15 protein-coding genes are annotated in these 17,049 nt (G+C 61.5%); 10 read left to right on the plus strand and 5 right to left on the minus strand.

Going from position 1 to position 17,049, the window contains the following annotated elements:
- Positions 1-212: 212 nt before the first annotated feature.
- Positions 213-617 carry a helix-turn-helix domain-containing protein gene (locus CAF53_RS09105; protein ID WP_100237915.1) on the minus strand — a complete coding sequence of 135 codons (405 nt, stop codon included), beginning with the start codon at positions 615-617 and terminating at the stop codon, positions 213-215.
- A 426-nt stretch (positions 618-1,043) separates the two neighbouring features.
- On the opposite strand from CAF53_RS09105, the gene CAF53_RS09110 reads away from it, so the two are divergent.
- The 8 genes from CAF53_RS09110 (at position 1,044) to CAF53_RS09145 (ending at position 11,012) form a co-directional block, all read left to right on the plus strand.
- Positions 1,044-1,433 (plus strand): nuclear transport factor 2 family protein, encoded by a 390-nt coding sequence (locus tag CAF53_RS09110; protein WP_100237916.1) that lies wholly within the window; start codon positions 1,044-1,046, stop codon positions 1,431-1,433.
- 313 nt (positions 1,434-1,746) lie between these two features.
- Entirely contained in the window at positions 1,747-2,898 is a 1,152-nt protein-coding gene (locus tag CAF53_RS09115; RefSeq protein ID WP_157801244.1) for an amidohydrolase family protein, read from the plus strand.
- 136 nt (positions 2,899-3,034) lie between these two features.
- Positions 3,035-3,565 carry a nuclear transport factor 2 family protein gene (locus tag CAF53_RS09120; RefSeq protein ID WP_100237918.1) on the plus strand — a complete coding sequence of 177 codons (531 nt, stop codon included), beginning with the start codon at positions 3,035-3,037 and terminating at the stop codon, positions 3,563-3,565.
- A gap of 207 nt (positions 3,566-3,772) precedes the next feature.
- Positions 3,773-4,567 carry an SDR family NAD(P)-dependent oxidoreductase gene (locus CAF53_RS09125; protein ID WP_100237919.1) on the plus strand — a complete coding sequence of 265 codons (795 nt, stop codon included), beginning with the start codon at positions 3,773-3,775 and terminating at the stop codon, positions 4,565-4,567.
- A 208-nt stretch (positions 4,568-4,775) separates the two neighbouring features.
- Complete coding sequence (locus CAF53_RS09130) at positions 4,776-7,136, plus strand: TonB-dependent receptor (protein WP_100237920.1); 2,361 nt, start codon at positions 4,776-4,778, stop codon at positions 7,134-7,136.
- Between the two features lie 38 nt (positions 7,137-7,174).
- The gene (locus CAF53_RS09135; protein WP_100237921.1) at positions 7,175-7,588 is read left to right on the plus strand and encodes a nuclear transport factor 2 family protein; all 414 of its coding nucleotides are present in this window, start codon (positions 7,175-7,177) and stop codon (positions 7,586-7,588) included.
- Between the two features lie 72 nt (positions 7,589-7,660).
- Entirely contained in the window at positions 7,661-9,274 is a 1,614-nt protein-coding gene (locus tag CAF53_RS09140) for a thiamine pyrophosphate-binding protein (RefSeq protein ID WP_100237922.1), read from the plus strand.
- Positions 9,275-9,401: 127 nt separating this feature from the next.
- Positions 9,402-11,012: a GMC family oxidoreductase N-terminal domain-containing protein gene (locus CAF53_RS09145; protein ID WP_100237923.1), complete on the plus strand. Its 1,611-nt coding sequence runs from the start codon at positions 9,402-9,404 to the stop codon at positions 11,010-11,012.
- A 17-nt stretch (positions 11,013-11,029) separates the two neighbouring features.
- On the opposite strand, the gene CAF53_RS09150 is transcribed toward CAF53_RS09145, so the two are convergent.
- The 3 genes from CAF53_RS09150 to CAF53_RS09160 all read right to left on the minus strand — a co-directional run bounded on the left by CAF53_RS09150 (position 11,030) and on the right by CAF53_RS09160 (position 14,717).
- Entirely contained in the window at positions 11,030-11,797 is a 768-nt protein-coding gene (locus CAF53_RS09150) for an FCD domain-containing protein (RefSeq protein WP_046762367.1), read from the minus strand.
- A 411-nt stretch (positions 11,798-12,208) separates the two neighbouring features.
- On the minus strand, positions 12,209-12,979 hold the full coding sequence (locus CAF53_RS09155) for an SDR family oxidoreductase (RefSeq protein WP_100237924.1): 771 nt from the start codon (positions 12,977-12,979) through the stop codon (positions 12,209-12,211).
- A gap of 211 nt (positions 12,980-13,190) precedes the next feature.
- Positions 13,191-14,717: a fatty acid--CoA ligase family protein gene (locus CAF53_RS09160; protein ID WP_206780920.1), complete on the minus strand. Its 1,527-nt coding sequence runs from the start codon at positions 14,715-14,717 to the stop codon at positions 13,191-13,193.
- A gap of 260 nt (positions 14,718-14,977) precedes the next feature.
- Here CAF53_RS09160 and CAF53_RS09165 point away from each other — a divergent pair, with 260 nt between their 5' ends.
- Entirely contained in the window at positions 14,978-15,445 is a 468-nt protein-coding gene (locus CAF53_RS09165) for a thioesterase family protein (RefSeq protein ID WP_100237925.1), read from the plus strand.
- 21 nt (positions 15,446-15,466) lie between these two features.
- Positions 15,467-16,210, plus strand: coding sequence for a 2-oxo acid dehydrogenase subunit E2 (locus tag CAF53_RS09170; RefSeq protein WP_242443413.1), 744 nt, complete (start codon positions 15,467-15,469; stop codon positions 16,208-16,210).
- Between the two features lie 26 nt (positions 16,211-16,236).
- Here the strand turns inward: CAF53_RS09170 and CAF53_RS09175 are convergent, their stop codons facing one another.
- Positions 16,237-17,046, minus strand: a complete 810-nt coding sequence (locus CAF53_RS09175) for an enoyl-CoA hydratase/isomerase family protein (RefSeq protein WP_100237927.1) — start codon at positions 17,044-17,046, stop codon at positions 16,237-16,239.
- Positions 17,047-17,049 lie beyond the last annotated feature (3 nt).

The following is a 17,049-nucleotide window of genomic DNA, read 5'->3' on the forward strand; positions in this document are numbered from 1 at the left end:
TGAGTGCTGTAATGATGCGCTGCCATTAGAAGCTGAAGGCGGATGAATTCAGAGGGATCGCCCCGCCTCGCCTGCGATGACGAAGGGGGTTAACCGGATGTCTCGTTGGTCTGGATTGCGGATTCTGATTCGCCCGTGTCGTCTAAACAGCTTCAGATTCTTGCTGTTCGCATTTTCCGGCTCACGGGACGATTTGATTTGCTTGGAAAAGTCTAGGCCTCCTGCAGCGCGTCATAATGCTGCTGCGCCTGATCTATGTTGGACAGGTTCGCATAGGCCCACCGTTCCAGGGGGTTGAGGGCCTGGGCCAGTTCGAAACCCATGGAGGTCAGTTCATAGTCGACGCGAGGCGGGATCACCGGGGTAACGAGACGTCGCACCAGTCCATCGCGCTCCAGGTTGCGCAACGTCAACGTCAGCATCCGGGGAGAGACATTTCCCAGGTCGCGCTTCAGTTCGCTAAAGCGCCTGGATCGATGTTCGAGCAGGACGATCACGCCCACCACCCACTTGTCGCCGACACGGCTGAGCGCTTGGGTGATCTGTCTGCAAATAGGCAGAGAGTGGTCCGGCGACGCTTCGGGAATATGGGCACGTGCTAAAGAGGTTACATTCATTGTGATTAGCCAGTCAGGGTTTAAGAGTTAACCTAATTCGATATCGGGTGGGTCGTCAATCTTTTTGGATGGCGCAGTCGGCCGGACCCGGAACGACCGCTGCCCGGCGCGCCGATCCTGGCGATTCGAGCGTCAGCGGGTTGACGACTGTCGCTCCGCCCAAGCGGTGGCGGAGCGGCTTTGCGGCCGCTCGGCGCCTGGTCCGCGAACGACTCGATATTTGTAAAGCATGAGGGGAATCGCAATGCGAACGCCTTGAGATCATCCGTATATCGCGCATTGTCATCGTAAAAAACTTGTGTAGTTATGATGTGAAATGCCTTCCCAAGGCGGTCGGGAAGCAATCAGTGTCCATCCTTGTCGATGCATGAAAGTCTCTTCAAGGAGAGATGATCTTAATCAACATATAGTAATCGAGGTGTAAGCATGACGCCGCAGGAACTTAATAAAGATTTGGTTCGACGGTTCTTCAATATGCTTGAAAAGGGACAAGTGGATGATGCCATTGCGCTCTTCGCGGCGACTGCGACCTTCTGGTCGCCGAGCACCCGAACCGAAATTCCTATCGCGCAATTTGGCGCGGCACTTCAATGGGTGAACGGAAAGTTGATGGAGCCGATGCGTTACCAATTGGGTGAAATGACGGCGGAAGAAGATCGTGTATGCGTTTTAGCCGAGAGCATGGCAACGATGGTCGATGGCACTCCATATAACAATCTGTATCATTTTTATTTTGAAATATCGGACGGATATATTACACGAGGCCGAGAATATTCGGATACGGCGCTGATATGGCGGACGCTGCGAGCGAGTTGATCTTAAAATCCGAAGATCAAGACCGCGAAGGCAGCGGTTGCACGATACGGCCGGCAGAATGTCGGAATTCCGTATGCCATGGATCATGCCCGATAGGGCGGTGACGCTGTCGTTGGAAAGCCACGCGCGTGCAGGCGAATGCCGCCGGAACATCGCTGATGCGCCAAATTTAGGGTCTGTCGCATTTGGCCGCCCGGCAAAGATGCTATTTGTCCTGTCGCCTATTGAATACCCTCTATTGCCATGTTAAACAAAATATGCAACGTCCAGGGCAGGAGCCAATCGCCCGACGACCATGTCCCAGGAGAGGGTTATGACCACTACCTACGCAACCAAGCCGCACATATTTGCAGGGATCGACACGCCTTTCCGACGTGTCGCGGAATCGCGCACGAACCTTCGGCTGCCGGCTGGATTGAGTGTCGTTTCCGCCGATGGCCACTGGTCCATCACGGACGATATTTTCTACGAGCGCTTTCCCAGTAGGCTGAAGGACCGAGCGCCCCGCCTGATGAAGGACGAAACGGGCTTCTTCGACTGGAGGATCGGCGGGCAGTCGATCTTCCCGGACTTCCTCCGCGACACGTTCAGTGCGTTCGAGAAGGTGGACGGCTGCACGCAGATGGACGCGCGCATACGCGATCTGGACGCCGAGGGCATCGACAAGGAAATCGCGTTCGGCAATGCGATCGCCTTCTTCTACGGGTCTCCGGACCTGGAAGTGCGCGAATGGGTCTTCCGCATCTATAACGAGCATCTATCGGAGATGCAGGCGCGGGCGCCGGGTCGCTTCTATGGCGTGGGCCTCATCAACTATTGGGATCCCACGCAGGCCAAGGCTTCCATCGACGAGCTGAAGTCGCTGGGCCTCAAGACCTTCCTGCTGCCGATCTCGCCCAAGGGCGCCGACATGGAATCGCTCAATTATTGCGTGCCCGAGATGGACAGGTTGTGGAGTGCGATCGAGGAATCTGGGCTGCCCGTATGCTACCATGTCGGCGAGCATTTCCAGCCGGGGCCGGGCGCTGCCGGCACCGCTGCGATGGTGAATTTCGCCCCGTTCCGCAAGACGATGGGCGAACTGATCTTCGGCGGCATCCTGGATCGCCATCCGGGGCTTCAGGTGATGTTTGCCGAAGGCGACATCAACTGGGTGCCCGGCGCGCTCCAGACCGCGGCGATGACTTATGAATGCTACAGCGATCTCATCGAGCCCAAGATCAAGCATCATCCGCTGCACTATTGGCAGAAAAACCTCTATGCGTCGTTCATGACCGATCCTGTGGGTCTGGAAATGATGCACCACATCGGCGTCGACCGGGTCATGTGGAGTTCCGACTATCCGCATCCCGAAAGCGTCTTCGGCCGCGCCTGGACGGCGATGGAGGAAGTGCTGGAAGCGGTGCCCGAAGCCGCCGCCCGCAAGATACTGGGCGATACCGCATCGAGGGTCTTCAATATCTGAGCTTCGTGACTTTTCGATTGCGTGGCGGCGAAGATCAGGGGCCGCGCCGCCACGCAAGCCGCAGCGATCGCGGATTTCATGATCCATAGTCGAGATAAAAGCGGACGCGCGTCCGGCGCGCCCGAGGGAGAATGGGATGCTTGATGAACAGGCAGTGCAGCGTTTGATCGATAAGGACGCGATCGCCGAAGTGGTCGGCCTGCGCTATGCGCGTGGGTTGGACTGGGGGGATGTGGAGTTGCTGCAAAGCTGTTTCCATCCCGATGCGGTGGTCGACTATGGCGTGTTCAAGGGCAATGCCCATGAATTCTTCGCGACGCAAAATTCCTATGATCCCCAGCAGCCCACTTATGATCCGGGCCTGCTCAATCAGTTCCACTATTGTTTTCCGCCGCAAATAGAGATCGACGGCGATACGGCCCATTCGGAAGTCTATTCCTGGGCGGGGCGCCGGTTCAACAGGGACGGCAAGAATGGCCAGGCGGTCGCCGGTTCGCGTTACATCGACACGCTGGAGCGGCGCGATACGGGCTGGAAGATTTCGAGCCGGCATGTCTTCGTCGAATTCGTGCATATTTTCGACAGCATGGACACCATGCCCGGCTTCAACTTCATGAGCGGGCAAGGCCCCTCGCATCCATTCTATCGCCGGATGAGCCAGATCTGAAAAGCGCTTCGGCAACTTGCTGCGAGATAGCAGCCTGCCGCGCATGCGCATGCGGGCAGGGAGAATTGAAATATAGACCATGCCGGGAAAGGGGCTCTGGCAATATTCCGGCTGGTATCGAAAGTATAGAAGACCAGACTTATCGTATTGCGACATCCTGTCGTCATCTGCGGTAATGCTGGTTCGGCAATGTAGGGGACCGATCCAATGGACCTTTTCGGCAAGGTAGCCGTGATAACTGGGGGCAGCAGCGGTCTGGGCTACGCCTTGGCGGAAATCGCCATAGAGGAAGGCATGTCGATCGCGATCAGCGGCAGCAACGCGGAAAAGCTCGACCGGGCCGCGCAAGCGCTGCGCGCCAAGGGGGGAGATGTGCTCCACCGGGTAGCGGACGTCGCCAGCGAGGCGGAAATGGACGCGTTCGCCGATGCGATCTTTACCGCGAAGGGGCAGGTCAACCTTTTATGCTGCAACGCCGGCGTGAACACGCTGCGCCCCGTCGAGGCGATGAACATGGAGGATTGGGACTTCGTCGTGGGGACCAATCTGGGCGGCACGTTCAACACGATCCGCGCCTTCCTGCCGCGGATGCTGGCGCAGCAGGGGGGGCGGCATATCCTCTACACCGGATCCATGGCAACGGTGTCCCAGCAAGCCTATCAGGGACTGGCGCCCTATACGGCGTCGAAGATGGGCATTCTCGGCCTCAGCCTGGGCCTCGAAACCGAAAACCCGCCCGAGATACTGGGGCAGACCATGGCGTTTGTCGGATCGGCGGAATCGGAGATGTCCAGCAGCGCGCTCGTCCGTCGTCCGGGCCGCAGCATGCCGCGTCCCAGCGACAAGGCGGTTGGCGTGCGCCGCATCCCGGCGGAGCAGGCTGCGCGCATGATGCTGGACGGCGTGAAGCAAGGCAAACGCTACCTTGCGACCCATCCTGAACTCGCACCTGACGTGGCTGCCGCCCACAATCCGATCCTGGCGGCTTTCACGGACGTGTAAGTTAAAAAGAACGCAAGAACATAATATTTATTAAGAAAAAATAAGAGTTTCCGACATTTTATATAGTTGAAAATTATAGAATGTTTTATGAATAATAATTATCATCCGAAATGATGGTGGGCGGTAAAGACGAGTTGTTGCGTTTCAAGATAGGCGCGATGGTTTTGGTTTAGAAGGCCGCACCGACATAATATTAGGGAGAGGGAGGATGCGTAATTTTAGGGTTCATGGTTTTGTTTCCGTGAGTGCGGTGGCGATTGTAGCGGCGGCGGCCTTCAGTGCGACGCCGGCATATAGCCAGCAGATCGAAGATATCGTGGTGACGGCGCGAAAGACCGCCGAAAACCTCCAGCGCGTGCCGGTGGCCGTGACGGCGGTGTCGGGGGAGCAGTTGAGGGCCGCCAACATCGTCAATGCCGCGGATCTTCGATTGGTCGCGCCCGGCCTCCAGGCAGCTCCGCCCCCGTCGGACAATACGGCCGTGACCTTCAAGATCCGCGGCATTTCAGCCGGCGGACCGTTCGGGGAATCTGCCGTCGCGACCTATGTCGATGGCGTCTACCGGCAGCTTCAATATGGCCTTGCCGGCGCCTTGCACGACATGGAACGGGTCGAGGTGCTGAAGGGGCCGCAAGGCACGCTCTATGGCAAGAACGCCGCCGCGGGTCTTGTCAGCCTCATCACGCGCAAGCCCAATCTGGAAGAGGCCGGGGGATATGTCACGCTCCGGGGTGGCGTCTATTCTGGCGGCGGCAGCGGCGACCGGGCGGCCTCCGACTTCCGGGGAGCGATCAACCTCCCCATCGTCACCGGAAAAGCGGCGCTCCGCGTGGCGGGCGATGTGGACAGCAGCGACGGCTATGGTCGCGATGGCGCGGGCCGCAAACTGAACACGCGCGACAACTGGTCGGTTCGCGCCCACTTCCTCTATGCGCCCAGCAACGACTGGCAATTCCTGCTGAGCGGAGATTACGCGTCATTCAAGTCCAATGGCCCGACGCAAAGATTGGCGGAGGTCAACCCGTTCAGCCCCATCGCCATCTCAGTGGGCGTAGCGGCGGGCTATATCCAGCCGGCCGATTATTTTCAGTTCGTCACGACCGGCGTCCCCGGCCCGACTTTCTTTCCCGGCCTGGGCCAGGCTGTGGCGCTGATGAGCCGGGATCTGGATCCCGCGACCAAATTCTACGACATGAACGGGTCGCACGGCTATGTGGCCCGAGTGAAGGACAAGGGGCTTTCGCTGACCATCGACGGCAAGATCGGCGGCGATATCGGCATAAAGTCCATCACCGCCTATCGTACGTTGAAACGCCAGACTCCCCTGGATGACGATGGAACGGCCGCCTATCACGAAGCGGAATTTTCGAGCCAGAATGACCTGAAGTTCTTCAGTGAAGAGCTGAATATCTTCGGAAATCTTGGGCCGGTCGAGTGGAGGACCGGTGGATATTATAACCACTTCACCGACAATCAGGGTGGTGTACCGGGCCTTTATTCGCGGTTGCTGCCCTCGCTGCTGGGCACGTTGACCGCCTATGATTCCCCGCAGGTCAACGAAACCCTCGGCTTCTTCGTGCACGGCAATGTCCGCCTAACCGACGCGCTGAGCTTTTCGGCCGGCGCGCGCTGGTCGGAAGACAAGCGCACCATCACGCCTCGTGACGCCAACCGGGATCCGGTGACGCTCGCGATCGTCTCCTGCGCCGCTCCGGGCTATGGCGGCACGGTGGCGAACAATTGCGTCGGGCCGAAGATCCATCACAAGGACCACGGCATATCCTATGATGCTTCGCTCAGTTATCAGGTCAATCCCGATGTCCTGATCTATGGCAGGACCGCGCGCGGATATAGGGCGGGCAATGTCGGCAACAGCGGGCAATATGAGACTTACGAGCCGGAATATGTTCAGGATTTCGAACTGGGTCTGAAGTCTGAATGGTTCAACAGAACCATGTTGCTGAACGTCGCGGGATATTATTCCAAATATACCGACATGCAGCGCGCCGTCGTCGCGGTGCTGCCGGGCGGCGGGACGGGCTTCAAGGTCGACAACGCCGCCAGGGCCCATATCTGGGGTGCGGAAATCGAGGCGCTGGTGAGGCCGACGAAGGGTGTCGAGCTGGCGGTCAATTACGCTTACTCGGCGCCGAAGTTCGACACTTATATCGATGGAGGCGTGGACGTTTCGGACTCGGTGTTCGAGGTCGCCAAGCACACGTTCAATGCACATGGCCAATATAGTTTCGATCTCAAAAACGAGGACCGGCTGACGGCGCGGGTGGATTATGTGTGGCAGAGCAAAATCATCTTCGCCTCTTTTGCACCGCTCTTCCCGAGCGAGCAGATATTGCGCAACCCGGCCTATGGTCTGGTCAACGGACGCATTGCCTATGAAAGCAAAGGGCTGGACGCGACGGTGTCGCTCTTCGTCCGCAACCTGACCAACAAGAAATATTATGTCGGGGCCACCGACTTCCGGCCGCTCGGCATATCGATCCTGAACCCCGGCGAACCGCGCTTCATCGGTATCGAGATCAGCAAGAAGTTCGGTGGTGACAGGAAGTAAGAGAAGATCGCAAGTTTCCGAAGCTGCCTGGAGTTGACATGGCTATTGATCCGACTGCCTATTTCCAGTGCCAGACCCTGATCCACAGGCTCTGGAATGCGCTGGACCATCGGAAGGTCGATGAGGTCATGGCCTGCCTGACGGACGACGCCAGGTGGCAACGGGAAATGTGGTTCGAGGGACAAAGCGCCATCCGCGCGGCGCTGCTCGCCCGACCGAAGGAAGTGGTGATCCGCCACGCGTTCACGAACCTCATCGTCGATCGGGACGATATGGGGTTCGCGGCGCGTTGCCTGATGCTGGCGCAGATGACGAAGGTGAGCGGGGACAGCGCCCCTCCGTTCAAGGCGCCCCCGCTCGCCGTCGTCGCGGACCTGCATGTCCGCATCCGGCAGGTGGATGGCGAATGGAAAGCGCATGAGATCAGTTTCGATCCGGTCTTTCAGAACTGAAATCGCCGGGAGCGATCCGGTACGGGACGGCGCGATAGGCATTTCGCGCGAGTGATGGGGAGACGAGAATAGATGCGCTTGTATCAGGCATTGTCAAAGTCCCTGATGGATCATGGCGTGACGACCATGTTCGGCCTGATCGGCGACGCGAACCTGTTCATGGTCGACGCCTATGTGAAGGAATTCGGCGGCACCTATATCGCGGCGGCGAACGAGATCGGCGCTGCGGTGATGGCGCTGGGCTATGCGTCCGGCACCGGGCAACTCGGTGTCGCGACGGTCACGCACGGCCCGGCGACGACCAACACGCTCACCCCGCTGATCGAGGGGGTGAAGGGCAGGATCCCGCTGCTGCTGCTGTGCGGAGACACCGACATCGCGGATCGCGACAATGTTCAGGACGTGTCCCAGCGCGACCTGATCGTGGCGACGGGCGCGGGGTTCGAGCCCCTGCGCTCGCCGAAAACCGCGCTGCGCGACCTGTCCATCGCCATGCACCGCGCCATCGTGGAGCGCCGCCCGATCGCGTTCAACATGCCGGTGAATTTCCAGTGGGCCGAAGTCGATTACGAGCCGGAGCGGCTGACCCTGCCCAATGTGAAGGGGCTGGTCGCGAGAGGCGATGAACTGGACAATGCCGCGGGCATCATCGCCGGTGCGAGGAAGCCGGTCATCCTGGCGGGGCGCGGCGCGATGGACGCGAAGGCGGCGCTCGTCGCGCTGGGCGAGCGGATCGGCGCGCCGCTGGCCACGACGCTAAAGGGGCATGATCTCTTCAAGGGAGAGCGCTTCAATCTGGGCATTTTCGGAACGTTGAGTACGCCACAGGCCATCGACGAGATCGTTGCCAGTGACTGTGTCGTCGCTTTCGGCGCGAGCCTCAACAAGTTCACCTCCGCGCAGGGGTCGCTGCTTCAGGGCAAGCGCGTCGTCCAGATCGATGCCGATGCGGCGGCGATCGGGCGGAACTGGAATCCCGACGCAGCGGTGATCGGCGATGCGGCGGCGGTGGCGGAGGAAATCCGCCAGTTGCTCGACATGGCGGAAATCCCGCCGCCGGGCGTACGGAACCCGGCGGTGGAGAGCGGGGCTGACAAGCACCCCACCGATTTCAAGGACATCAGCAACGACCGGACCATCGATCCCCGCAAGGTGCTGCTGCGTCTGGAAGAGGCGCTGCCGGCGGATCGGGTGGTCGTGACCGATGCGGGGCGGTTCGTCCTCGATAGCTGGAAACGGGTGTCATGCCCGGATCCCGCCTCCTATCATCTCACCACCAATTTCGGGTCCATCGGCCTCGGCGTACCCTGGGCGGTCGGGGCGTCCTATGCGGCTCCGGGGCGTCCTGTGCTGCTCCTTACCGGGGACGGCGGGTTCATGCATGGCGGCCTCAACGAGTTCAACAGCGCCGTGCGGCATCAACGCGACCTGATCGTCGTGGTCATCAACGATGGCGGTTATGGCGCGGAGGAAGTGCAGTTCCGCGCGCGGGATCTGGATCCGTCGAGCGCCTTCTTCGAATGGCCCGAACTGGCGGATGTCGCGGTGGCGCTGGGCGGCGAAGGGGTGACGGTGCGGACGGCGGAAGATCTGGAGCAGGCCATTGCGGCCATAGCGCGGCGCGCGCGCCCGCTGCTGATCGACGTGAAGGTCGATCCCATGTGGCTGACGGATCTCTCTCACTAGAGCGTCCGATCTGATTGAATCAGATCGGACACTCTATTTCTTTGTTTTACCGCGATTTCTTAACCGTGAGATGATGCCATCTGACTGGAAATCGCTCTAAGGGCATCGTGACAAGGAAGCGTGCCGCATGTCGAATGTCGCAAGAGCGGATTATATCATCGTGGGTGCGGGATCGGCGGGATCGGTGTTGGCCGCCCGGCTGAGCGAGGATCCTGCGGTCAAGGTCAGGCTGATCGAAGCGGGGCCGCCCGATGATGACCGGATGATCCGCATTCCCAAGGGGTTCGGCAAGCTGATGTTCGATCCGGCGGTGTGCTGGTATCTGCCGATCGAGCCGGAACCGGGATCGAACAAGACCGAGACCTGGGTGCGCGGCAAGACGCTTGGCGGGTCCAGTTCGATCAATGGCGAACTGTATCATCGCGGCCAACCGGAGGATTTCGAGGACTGGAAAGCATTGGGGAACAGCGCGTTCGGGTGGGACGACATCAGGCGCTGCTTCATCGAGATGGAAGGGCATGAGCTGGGCGCGACCGGCTATCGCGGCGGTGACGGCCCGCTCAAGATTTCCAGCCCGTCCGAAAAGGGGCAGGCGGCGATCCGCGCCTTCATCGAGGCTGGGCGCGGGATGGGGCTGCCCTACAAGGAGGATTACAACGCCCCTGGCGACGAGGTAGTCGGCTATTTCACCCAGACGATCGGCGGGGGAAAGCGGTCGAGCGCGGCGAGCGCCTTCCTGGCCCCGGCGCGCAGCCGTCCCAACCTGGATGTCCGCACGGGGGCGATGGTGGAGAAGATCCTGTTCGAAGGACGCCGCGCGGTGGGCGTCCGGGTGCGCTCTGCCGAGGGCACGGAAGATATGTTCGCGCGCGAGGTCATCCTATGCGCGGGCGGGGTGCTGTCGCCCAAGCTGCTCCAGATTTCGGGCGTGGGGGCAGGGGAGCATTTGCGGCGGATCGGCGTCGATGTGGTCCTCGATTCGCCGCAGGTCGGGCGCAATCTGCTCGAACACCGCTATATGCGGTTGCAATATCGGCTGAAGCACTGGGCCAGCTATAATCGCGAATTTACAGGCGCGCGGCTCTACTGGAACGCGCTCCGCTACTTCCTGCTGAACGCCGGGCCGCTGAAGTCGGGCGCGTTCGACGCGGGGGTTTCCGCGCGATCCGCGCCCGATGTCGACCGCGCGGATATTCAGATCAACATGCTGCCCGCGACGATCGACAACCGCAACACCGGCTTCGCCTTCGAAAAGCAACCCGGCTTGCAGATGATTACCTATGTCATGCGGCCGCGCAGCCAGGGCTATGTCCTTGCCCGCTCCGCCGATCCGGCAGCCGCGCCTGAAATCCGCGCCAATTACCTTACCGATCCCTATGATCGGGAAATCAGTGTTCGCGCCGCCCGCTATGCCAGGCGGCTGGCGGCGCAACCGGCCCTTGCCGGATTGATCGCAGACGAGACCGAGCCGGGCGAGGCGGCCCAATCGGATGAGGACATCGTCGCGGCCTTCGCGCGGGGCGGTGGGCCGTGCCAGCATGCCTCCTCCACCTGCCGCATGGGCATCGACGACAAGGCGGTGGTCGATCCCGCGACGCTTCGGGTCAAGGGCATCGACGGATTGCGCGTGATCGATGGATCGATCATGCCGACGATGGTATCGGGGAACACCAACGGGCCGATCATGGCGATGGCATGGCGCGCCAGCGAACTGGTTCGGCGGGCGGACCGCTCATAAAGGGGCGGGGGCGGTAATCAGCCGGCGAAGTGATAATCCGCGGCCTGCGCCGCGTCGGGCTCGCCAGCCTTCGACTTGCGCTTCTCAATGTCGGCGAGCAGCCATTCGCTCGATATCTTGGCGCAGCGCCGCGCAATGAGCACCGACATCTCCTCGTCGCGCTCCAGGATCGCGCGGGCAAGGCGATTGCGCTCCTGCCGCAATGCCGCAACCCGTTCGGGATGCGCGCGATACATATCCTCTTCCCGATCCACCATCGCGGCAAGATCCAGCAGGATCTCAAGGAAGAGGGACAAGGCGCGGTTGCCCGCCATGTCGCCAAGCAAGTGGTGGAACCGCCGCTCGCCACTCAGGAAGTCGCGGAAATGCGGATCTGCGTCGATCTCCTGTTCCCGCTCCAGAAAGGCGAGCAGCTTTTCGCGCAGGGCGGGATCGTCGCAATGACTGGCCAGTCGCGCCATTTCCACCCGCAGCGGCAGGAACGCCGATATGATATCCGTCAATGGCGCCTGATGGACTTTGAGATAAAGCGCCGCCATTCGGCTGACCGCCCTTGAATCGGGCCGACGCGCGAAATAGCCACCGCCAACGCCGCGCCTTATGGTCATCAATTGCTCTTGCGCCACCAGGCTGGCCGCCTGACGAAGCGTTGGGCGGCTGACCTTGTAACGGGCCAGCAGCGTATCTTCCGAGCCGAGCAGTTCGCCATCTTCAAGATGCATCACTTCGCTGCGAAACTGCTCAGCGACCCTCGACACAGCCGAGCGACGGCTCACCTTCACCATCAAACATCCTTCATAGCTATCTGAATTGGGTTTGTGTCGCTTCTGTGGCGCGGTGGCAAGGATATTCAGAACCTTTCTTCAGCGCGGCCACGGCGTGCTGGATATTCTCCTGCCATCATCGCTCGTTCGAAGAGGCGTCGGTCACGGCCAGATCAATCAGCAAGAAGAATAGGGATGGTTTTTCGATCGTGCGTCTTGCCCTCTTGTGCGGTGAGTTCGCTTGCAAGAGCCCGCGTATCCACCCTCGTCCAGCCTCCTCGTTACCGCCCGCCGACGCGGGGATTTGGGTGGGAGCATATCGATGCGCGCCACGCGCCGGTGACGGCGGAGAGCGGATAGGATCTCGGATCCCTGGGTCGTAGACCGAATGTCGCCGGTTCCGCGAGGGCCCGACGGCCTTCCCCGTCCGGTTCAGCGCCCCAATGTGAACCCGGCATCGATACGGATGAGTTCACCCGTCATTGCGCGGGCATGCAGCAGCCAGACGACAGCAGCGGCGATATCGTCGGCCGACGATACGCCACCGAGCGTCGCGACTTTCGCGACACGGTCCTTGGTACGCTGAAAGGCCTGCTCGCCTGCCGAGCGGACCATCCACTCGGTATCGATCACGCCCGGCGTGATGGCATTGACCCGCACGGGCGCAAGGACGCGCGCCAGCGACAAGGTCATGGTGTTGAGCGCTCCTTTGGAGGCGGCATAGGCGATCGAACTTCCCGACCCATTGATTCCGCTGAGCGACGATATGTTGACGATCGCACCCGGTCCCTGCGCGAGATACGGCGCGGCCGCGCGGGTCATCTGAAACGCACCCACGACGTTGATCGCGGTGAGCCGCTGAAAATGATCGGCGGACAGCGCCTCAAGATCGGCCATCGCCACGACTTCGGTCGCACCGGCGTTATTGACCAGCGCATCGAGCCGACCGAAGCGCGCGATCACCGCATCGACGGTCGCGCGGCAGTCCGGGTCTCGCGCCACATCCGCTTGCAGTTCGATCGTCTCGGCTCCTTCGGCGCGGCACGCGACCGCTGTCTGCGCCGCCCCGACCGCGCTGCCGCGATAGCCTATCGCGACATCATAGCCCTGCTTGGCCAGCAACATGGCCGTCGCGGCGCCCACGCCCGTTCCTGCCCCGGTGATCAACGCCACGGGGCGAACCGGATATGGCGGGTCGATCATTTCTCATCCCTTCGTGGCAAGCGCCGGGTCGATGCGCGGGCGCGGAACATCTCTCCCGCCATGACAAGCGACGTTGGACGAACACGTTGCTTCGCCTCGCGGCACGGGGGAATGCAGGTGCCGCACGCTGTTGATACCGGGCCGGCCGACCCGTTGGAATGGTCGCGTGGCGGGGGCGTCCCCCGCCCATCAACTCTGATTGGGCCGATGATCATGCCGCCGTCTCGTACAGGGGCTGGAGCAATGCCTTCATGGCCTGAAGATCAACCTTCATCGACGTGGTGCGCGGCAATTCGGCCATCGGCTTGAACAGCACTGGCACCTGATAGCTGGTCAGCGTTCTCTTCAGGAAAGCGGACAGTTCCGCGGCGGATGGCGTGCTCGCGCCCTTCGCGGTGATGAAGGCGGCGACCGGCACCTGCCCCAGCCGGGCGTCCTTCAGCCCCACGACCGCCGCCTCGATCACGGCCGGGTGCGCCTCCAGCGCCCTGACCACCTCATCGGGCTGCACCTTGAAACCGCCGCGGATGATCGCATTGTCGGCACGGCCCATGATCCAGAGGAAGTTTTCCGCGTCGATCCGGGCAAGGTCCGTCGTCCGCGTCCAGCTTTTCCCGTCGCCGATCTGGGTGGACTTCAGCTCAAGGATGCCCGTTACGCCGTAGGGAAGCCCAGCGCCCGTATCGGGATCGATGATCCGACCTTGCACGCCGGGATTCAACCGGCCGACCGAACCCCGGCGGTCGACCCGATGGTCCCTGAAATCGTCAAGCGTCCAGCCAGCGACACCGCCGAATTCGGTCGCCCCATAATTTTGCAGAATGGCGATCCCGTAGCGGTCATAGACCGCGTCGGCGAGATCGGGATCGAGCGGCGCGGTGCCGACGCGGAAAGCCGACAGCGAAGCCAGCTCCTCTTTCGGCACCTGCGCGTCGTAGATCATCTTGAGCGCGGCCGGCGGTGTGCTGGCGACCTTGATCTTGTGCTGAGACACCACATAGCGGAAATCGTCGACGGTGAAACGTTCGAGGAGCGTCAGTGCGCGTCCCGCCGAAATGGCGTTCATCAGAGCAAGAATGCCGCTGCTATGGGCTAATGGGGCCATCAACACTTGCACCCCCCGGCGCAACTGGGGTGCATCACCCTTTTCGCGTCCCTTTTCAAACCGCGCCGCGCCGAACACCGCCGCCTCGAAAGCGTCGCGGCGCATCGGAACGCGCTTGGGCGTGCCCGTCGTTCCGCTGGTCAGCATTTCCAGCGCAATGCCGGGCGCGGCGACCCGGGCAGCGGCGATATTGGCGTCGCTACGCTCCTGTCGCACGACCACCGGGCTTGCGGGATCGCCGGTCATCTCGATGACCAGGGGGCCAAAGGTCTCAAGCGCGTGACGCACGGGTGGTGCATCCAGATCCCGCGCCACGCCGATGACGGCGGGAGCGAGCGTGGCGGGAATATCGGCTGCGAATTTCTCGATATGGAGCATGGGATTGAGCGTCACCAGGCTGCGCCGCGCGATGACTGCATAGATTGCCGGCACGATCGCGACATGGTTGCGCATCATGATGGCTATGCGGGAATCATCGTTCAGCCGGCGTGCCGCCAACACCGCCTCGACCGCTTGGCGGGCGGCATCGATCTCGCCCCAGCTGTGCCACCGGCGTTCGAATTCGACGGCATTGGCCGTGTGATCGATCGACAGAATCTCATCGAGGCGCCGTGCCAATGCATTCATCTTCATCCATCCCCATCACATTGATCCCCGTTTAGCATGCATGGCGGGATTATTGAAATTACTCAATTGGCCATTCGGGAAGATTTTCGTGGGCCTCGGACTTGCGCCGACGGAAGCCAAGCTGAAGAAGGAAGGGCTTCGCCATTGGAGATATTAGAGATAACTGTTATCCGCATGGGGCGGCGGCCGGCTGGCTACGTCGATGAATCTGGCCGGATGAGCCCGATGCCAAGGACAGCAGGAAAGGCGGTCTTCGCACAACCGAGATGAATATGATCCTTCGGCAGAAAGCCAAGACATTAGCGCCGGCGCAATTCCCCCGCGCGATCACCATCCAGACGCGGTACGCCGACCTTGATCCGTTGCGCCACATCAACAATGCGAAGCTCGCCGAGATTCTCGGGGAGGCGCGCACCCTGTTCATTCAACAGCTGTTCCAGGGGCATGAAAGGCCGGCCGGACTGGCGTTCATGGTCGGCCAGGTCGCCATTTCCTATGTACGCCAGGCTCATTATCCGCAGGATTGCGTCATCGGATGTGGCGTGATGGAAATGTTGCCCAAGGCGTTGAGGCTGGGGCAGGCATTATGTCAGGCGGACGCCTGCTGCGCGATCGCCGAATCAGTACTGATCGCCACGCGCGACGGTCGGCCGGCGGTGATACCCGATCCGGTGCGTGAGCTTTTCGCCGATGATATCTTGTCGCCCGACACTTTGCCGCGCCAGCTTTACTGACGTCCGCAATCGAGTAAAGAGGTGTCTCTAATCAATGGCGCTACGGCGCGGGGAGAGATGATGGAGTTCGACCAATATCTTGCGTCGTTCGGCGAGGTGGAGACGACGCCGCTCACCAAGTTCCAGCAGATTGTGGGCAAGCGTCTCACGCAAAGCTGGACCGGCGTTCCGCATGTCACGCATAATGACAGCGCGGATGTGACCGCGCTCGATGCCTATCGCACGACAATGGCGGCGAAGGTGTCGCCGCTTCTCTTTCTGGTCAAGGCGGTCGCCGGTGCGCTCAGGGCCTTTCCGACGTTCAATGCTTCCTTGTCGCCGGACGGCAAGACGCTGGTCCTGAAGCATTATTTTCATGTCGGCATCGCGGTGGACGGACCATTGGGCCTGCTGGTGCCCGTGTTGCGGGACGTGGATCGGAAAAATCTGGCGACGCTCGCCGCCGAACTGGCCGATTTTACCGCCACGGCGCGCGACAAGGGGCTGCCGATGGATGTGATGTCGGGGGGGTGTATCACCATTTCCTCGCTCGGCGGGATTGGCGGCACCAGCTTCACGCCGATCATCAACCAGCCCGAGGTGGCGATACTGGGCGTCACGCCGATGCGGACGGTGGCGGCATGGGACGGCATGTCCTTCGTGCCGCGCAGAGAGATGACTCTGTCGCTAAGCTATGACCACCGCGTCATCAACGGTGCCGACGCAGCGCGATTCCTGCGGCATATTGATGCCGCGTTGCAGGATCCGGCCGGGCTGGCGGGGTAGCGGCGAAGAGATGGCCGGGCACCCGATCACCGCCCCCTGAAGGCGGGCTTGCGCTTTTCGAGGAGCGCCGACAGCCCTTCGCGGTGATCCTCCGATCCGATCAGCATCGCCTGATTGGTGACGCCCATGTTCCAGCAATCCTCGAAGCTGGATTGCAGCCCCTGCCAGAGACCTTCCTTCATGGCGCGGTAGGCGAGGGGGGGAAGGTCGGCCAATTCCCGCGCGAGCGCGATGGCGCGATCCTCCCTGTCCTCCTCGGCCACGAGTTCGGTGGCGAGGCCGATCTTCACCGCTTCGTCCCCGCCGATGGCCCGCATGCGCAGCATGATGTCCTTTGCCATCTGCCAGCCCACCATCGCGGGCAACAGCTTCAAGGATCCCAGCGGACCGATGAGACCCAGACGGATCCAGCTTTGCTGGAACATCGCCCGGTCGGTGACGATGCGGAAATCGGCGGCAATGGCCAGTTCGAAGCCGACCGTCACCGCCGCCCCGCCGATGGCGGCGACGACAGGCTTGGGGCAGCCGTGGATGCGCTTCGCGGCGCCCTGGAACCAAGCGTAGATGTCCTGCCGTATGTTCGCGATGCTGGCATCCTCCAACGTCCGGAGCCAATTGAAATCAGCCCCGGCGATGAAGTGGCGGCCGGTGTGCGACAGGACGATCGCGCCCACCTGCGGATCGCCGATCACCTCGTCCAGCGCCTCGCACAGGCGCTTCATCAGCGGCGGGAAGGCGGCATTGCCCTGCGCGGGCCGGTTGATGCGGACGATGGCGACGCCGTCGCGGCGCTCGATCAGCACGAGGGTGGCATCGTCGGAGGCTGTCGTCATCATTCG

The organism is Sphingobium sp. LB126, from assembly GCF_002795205.1.
In the GTDB taxonomy this organism is placed as follows: domain Bacteria; phylum Pseudomonadota; class Alphaproteobacteria; order Sphingomonadales; family Sphingomonadaceae; genus Sphingobium; species Sphingobium chungbukense.

Coding starts and splice junctions, on each gene's coding strand:
- CAF53_RS09120 (WP_100237918.1), top strand. CDS start 3,035: ATGCTTGATGAACAGGCAGTGCAGCGTTTGATCGATAAGGACGCGATC.
- CAF53_RS09125 (WP_100237919.1), top strand. CDS start 3,773: ATGGACCTTTTCGGCAAGGTAGCCGTGATAACTGGGGGCAGCAGCGGT.
- CAF53_RS09165 (WP_100237925.1), top strand. CDS start 14,978: ATGAATATGATCCTTCGGCAGAAAGCCAAGACATTAGCGCCGGCGCAA.
- CAF53_RS09110 (WP_100237916.1), top strand. CDS start 1,044: ATGACGCCGCAGGAACTTAATAAAGATTTGGTTCGACGGTTCTTCAAT.
- CAF53_RS09145 (WP_100237923.1), top strand. CDS start 9,402: ATGTCGAATGTCGCAAGAGCGGATTATATCATCGTGGGTGCGGGATCG.
- CAF53_RS09105 (WP_100237915.1), bottom strand. CDS start 617: ATGAATGTAACCTCTTTAGCACGTGCCCATATTCCCGAAGCGTCGCCG.
- CAF53_RS09160 (WP_206780920.1), bottom strand. CDS start 14,717: ATGAAGATGAATGCATTGGCACGGCGCCTCGATGAGATTCTGTCGATC.
- CAF53_RS09155 (WP_100237924.1), bottom strand. CDS start 12,979: ATGATCGACCCGCCATATCCGGTTCGCCCCGTGGCGTTGATCACCGGG.
- CAF53_RS09135 (WP_100237921.1), top strand. CDS start 7,175: ATGGCTATTGATCCGACTGCCTATTTCCAGTGCCAGACCCTGATCCAC.
- CAF53_RS09175 (WP_100237927.1), bottom strand. CDS start 17,046: ATGATGACGACAGCCTCCGACGATGCCACCCTCGTGCTGATCGAGCGC.
- CAF53_RS09140 (WP_100237922.1), top strand. CDS start 7,661: ATGCGCTTGTATCAGGCATTGTCAAAGTCCCTGATGGATCATGGCGTG.
- CAF53_RS09150 (WP_046762367.1), bottom strand. CDS start 11,797: ATGGTGAAGGTGAGCCGTCGCTCGGCTGTGTCGAGGGTCGCTGAGCAG.
- CAF53_RS09115 (WP_157801244.1), top strand. CDS start 1,747: ATGACCACTACCTACGCAACCAAGCCGCACATATTTGCAGGGATCGAC.
- CAF53_RS09130 (WP_100237920.1), top strand. CDS start 4,776: ATGCGTAATTTTAGGGTTCATGGTTTTGTTTCCGTGAGTGCGGTGGCG.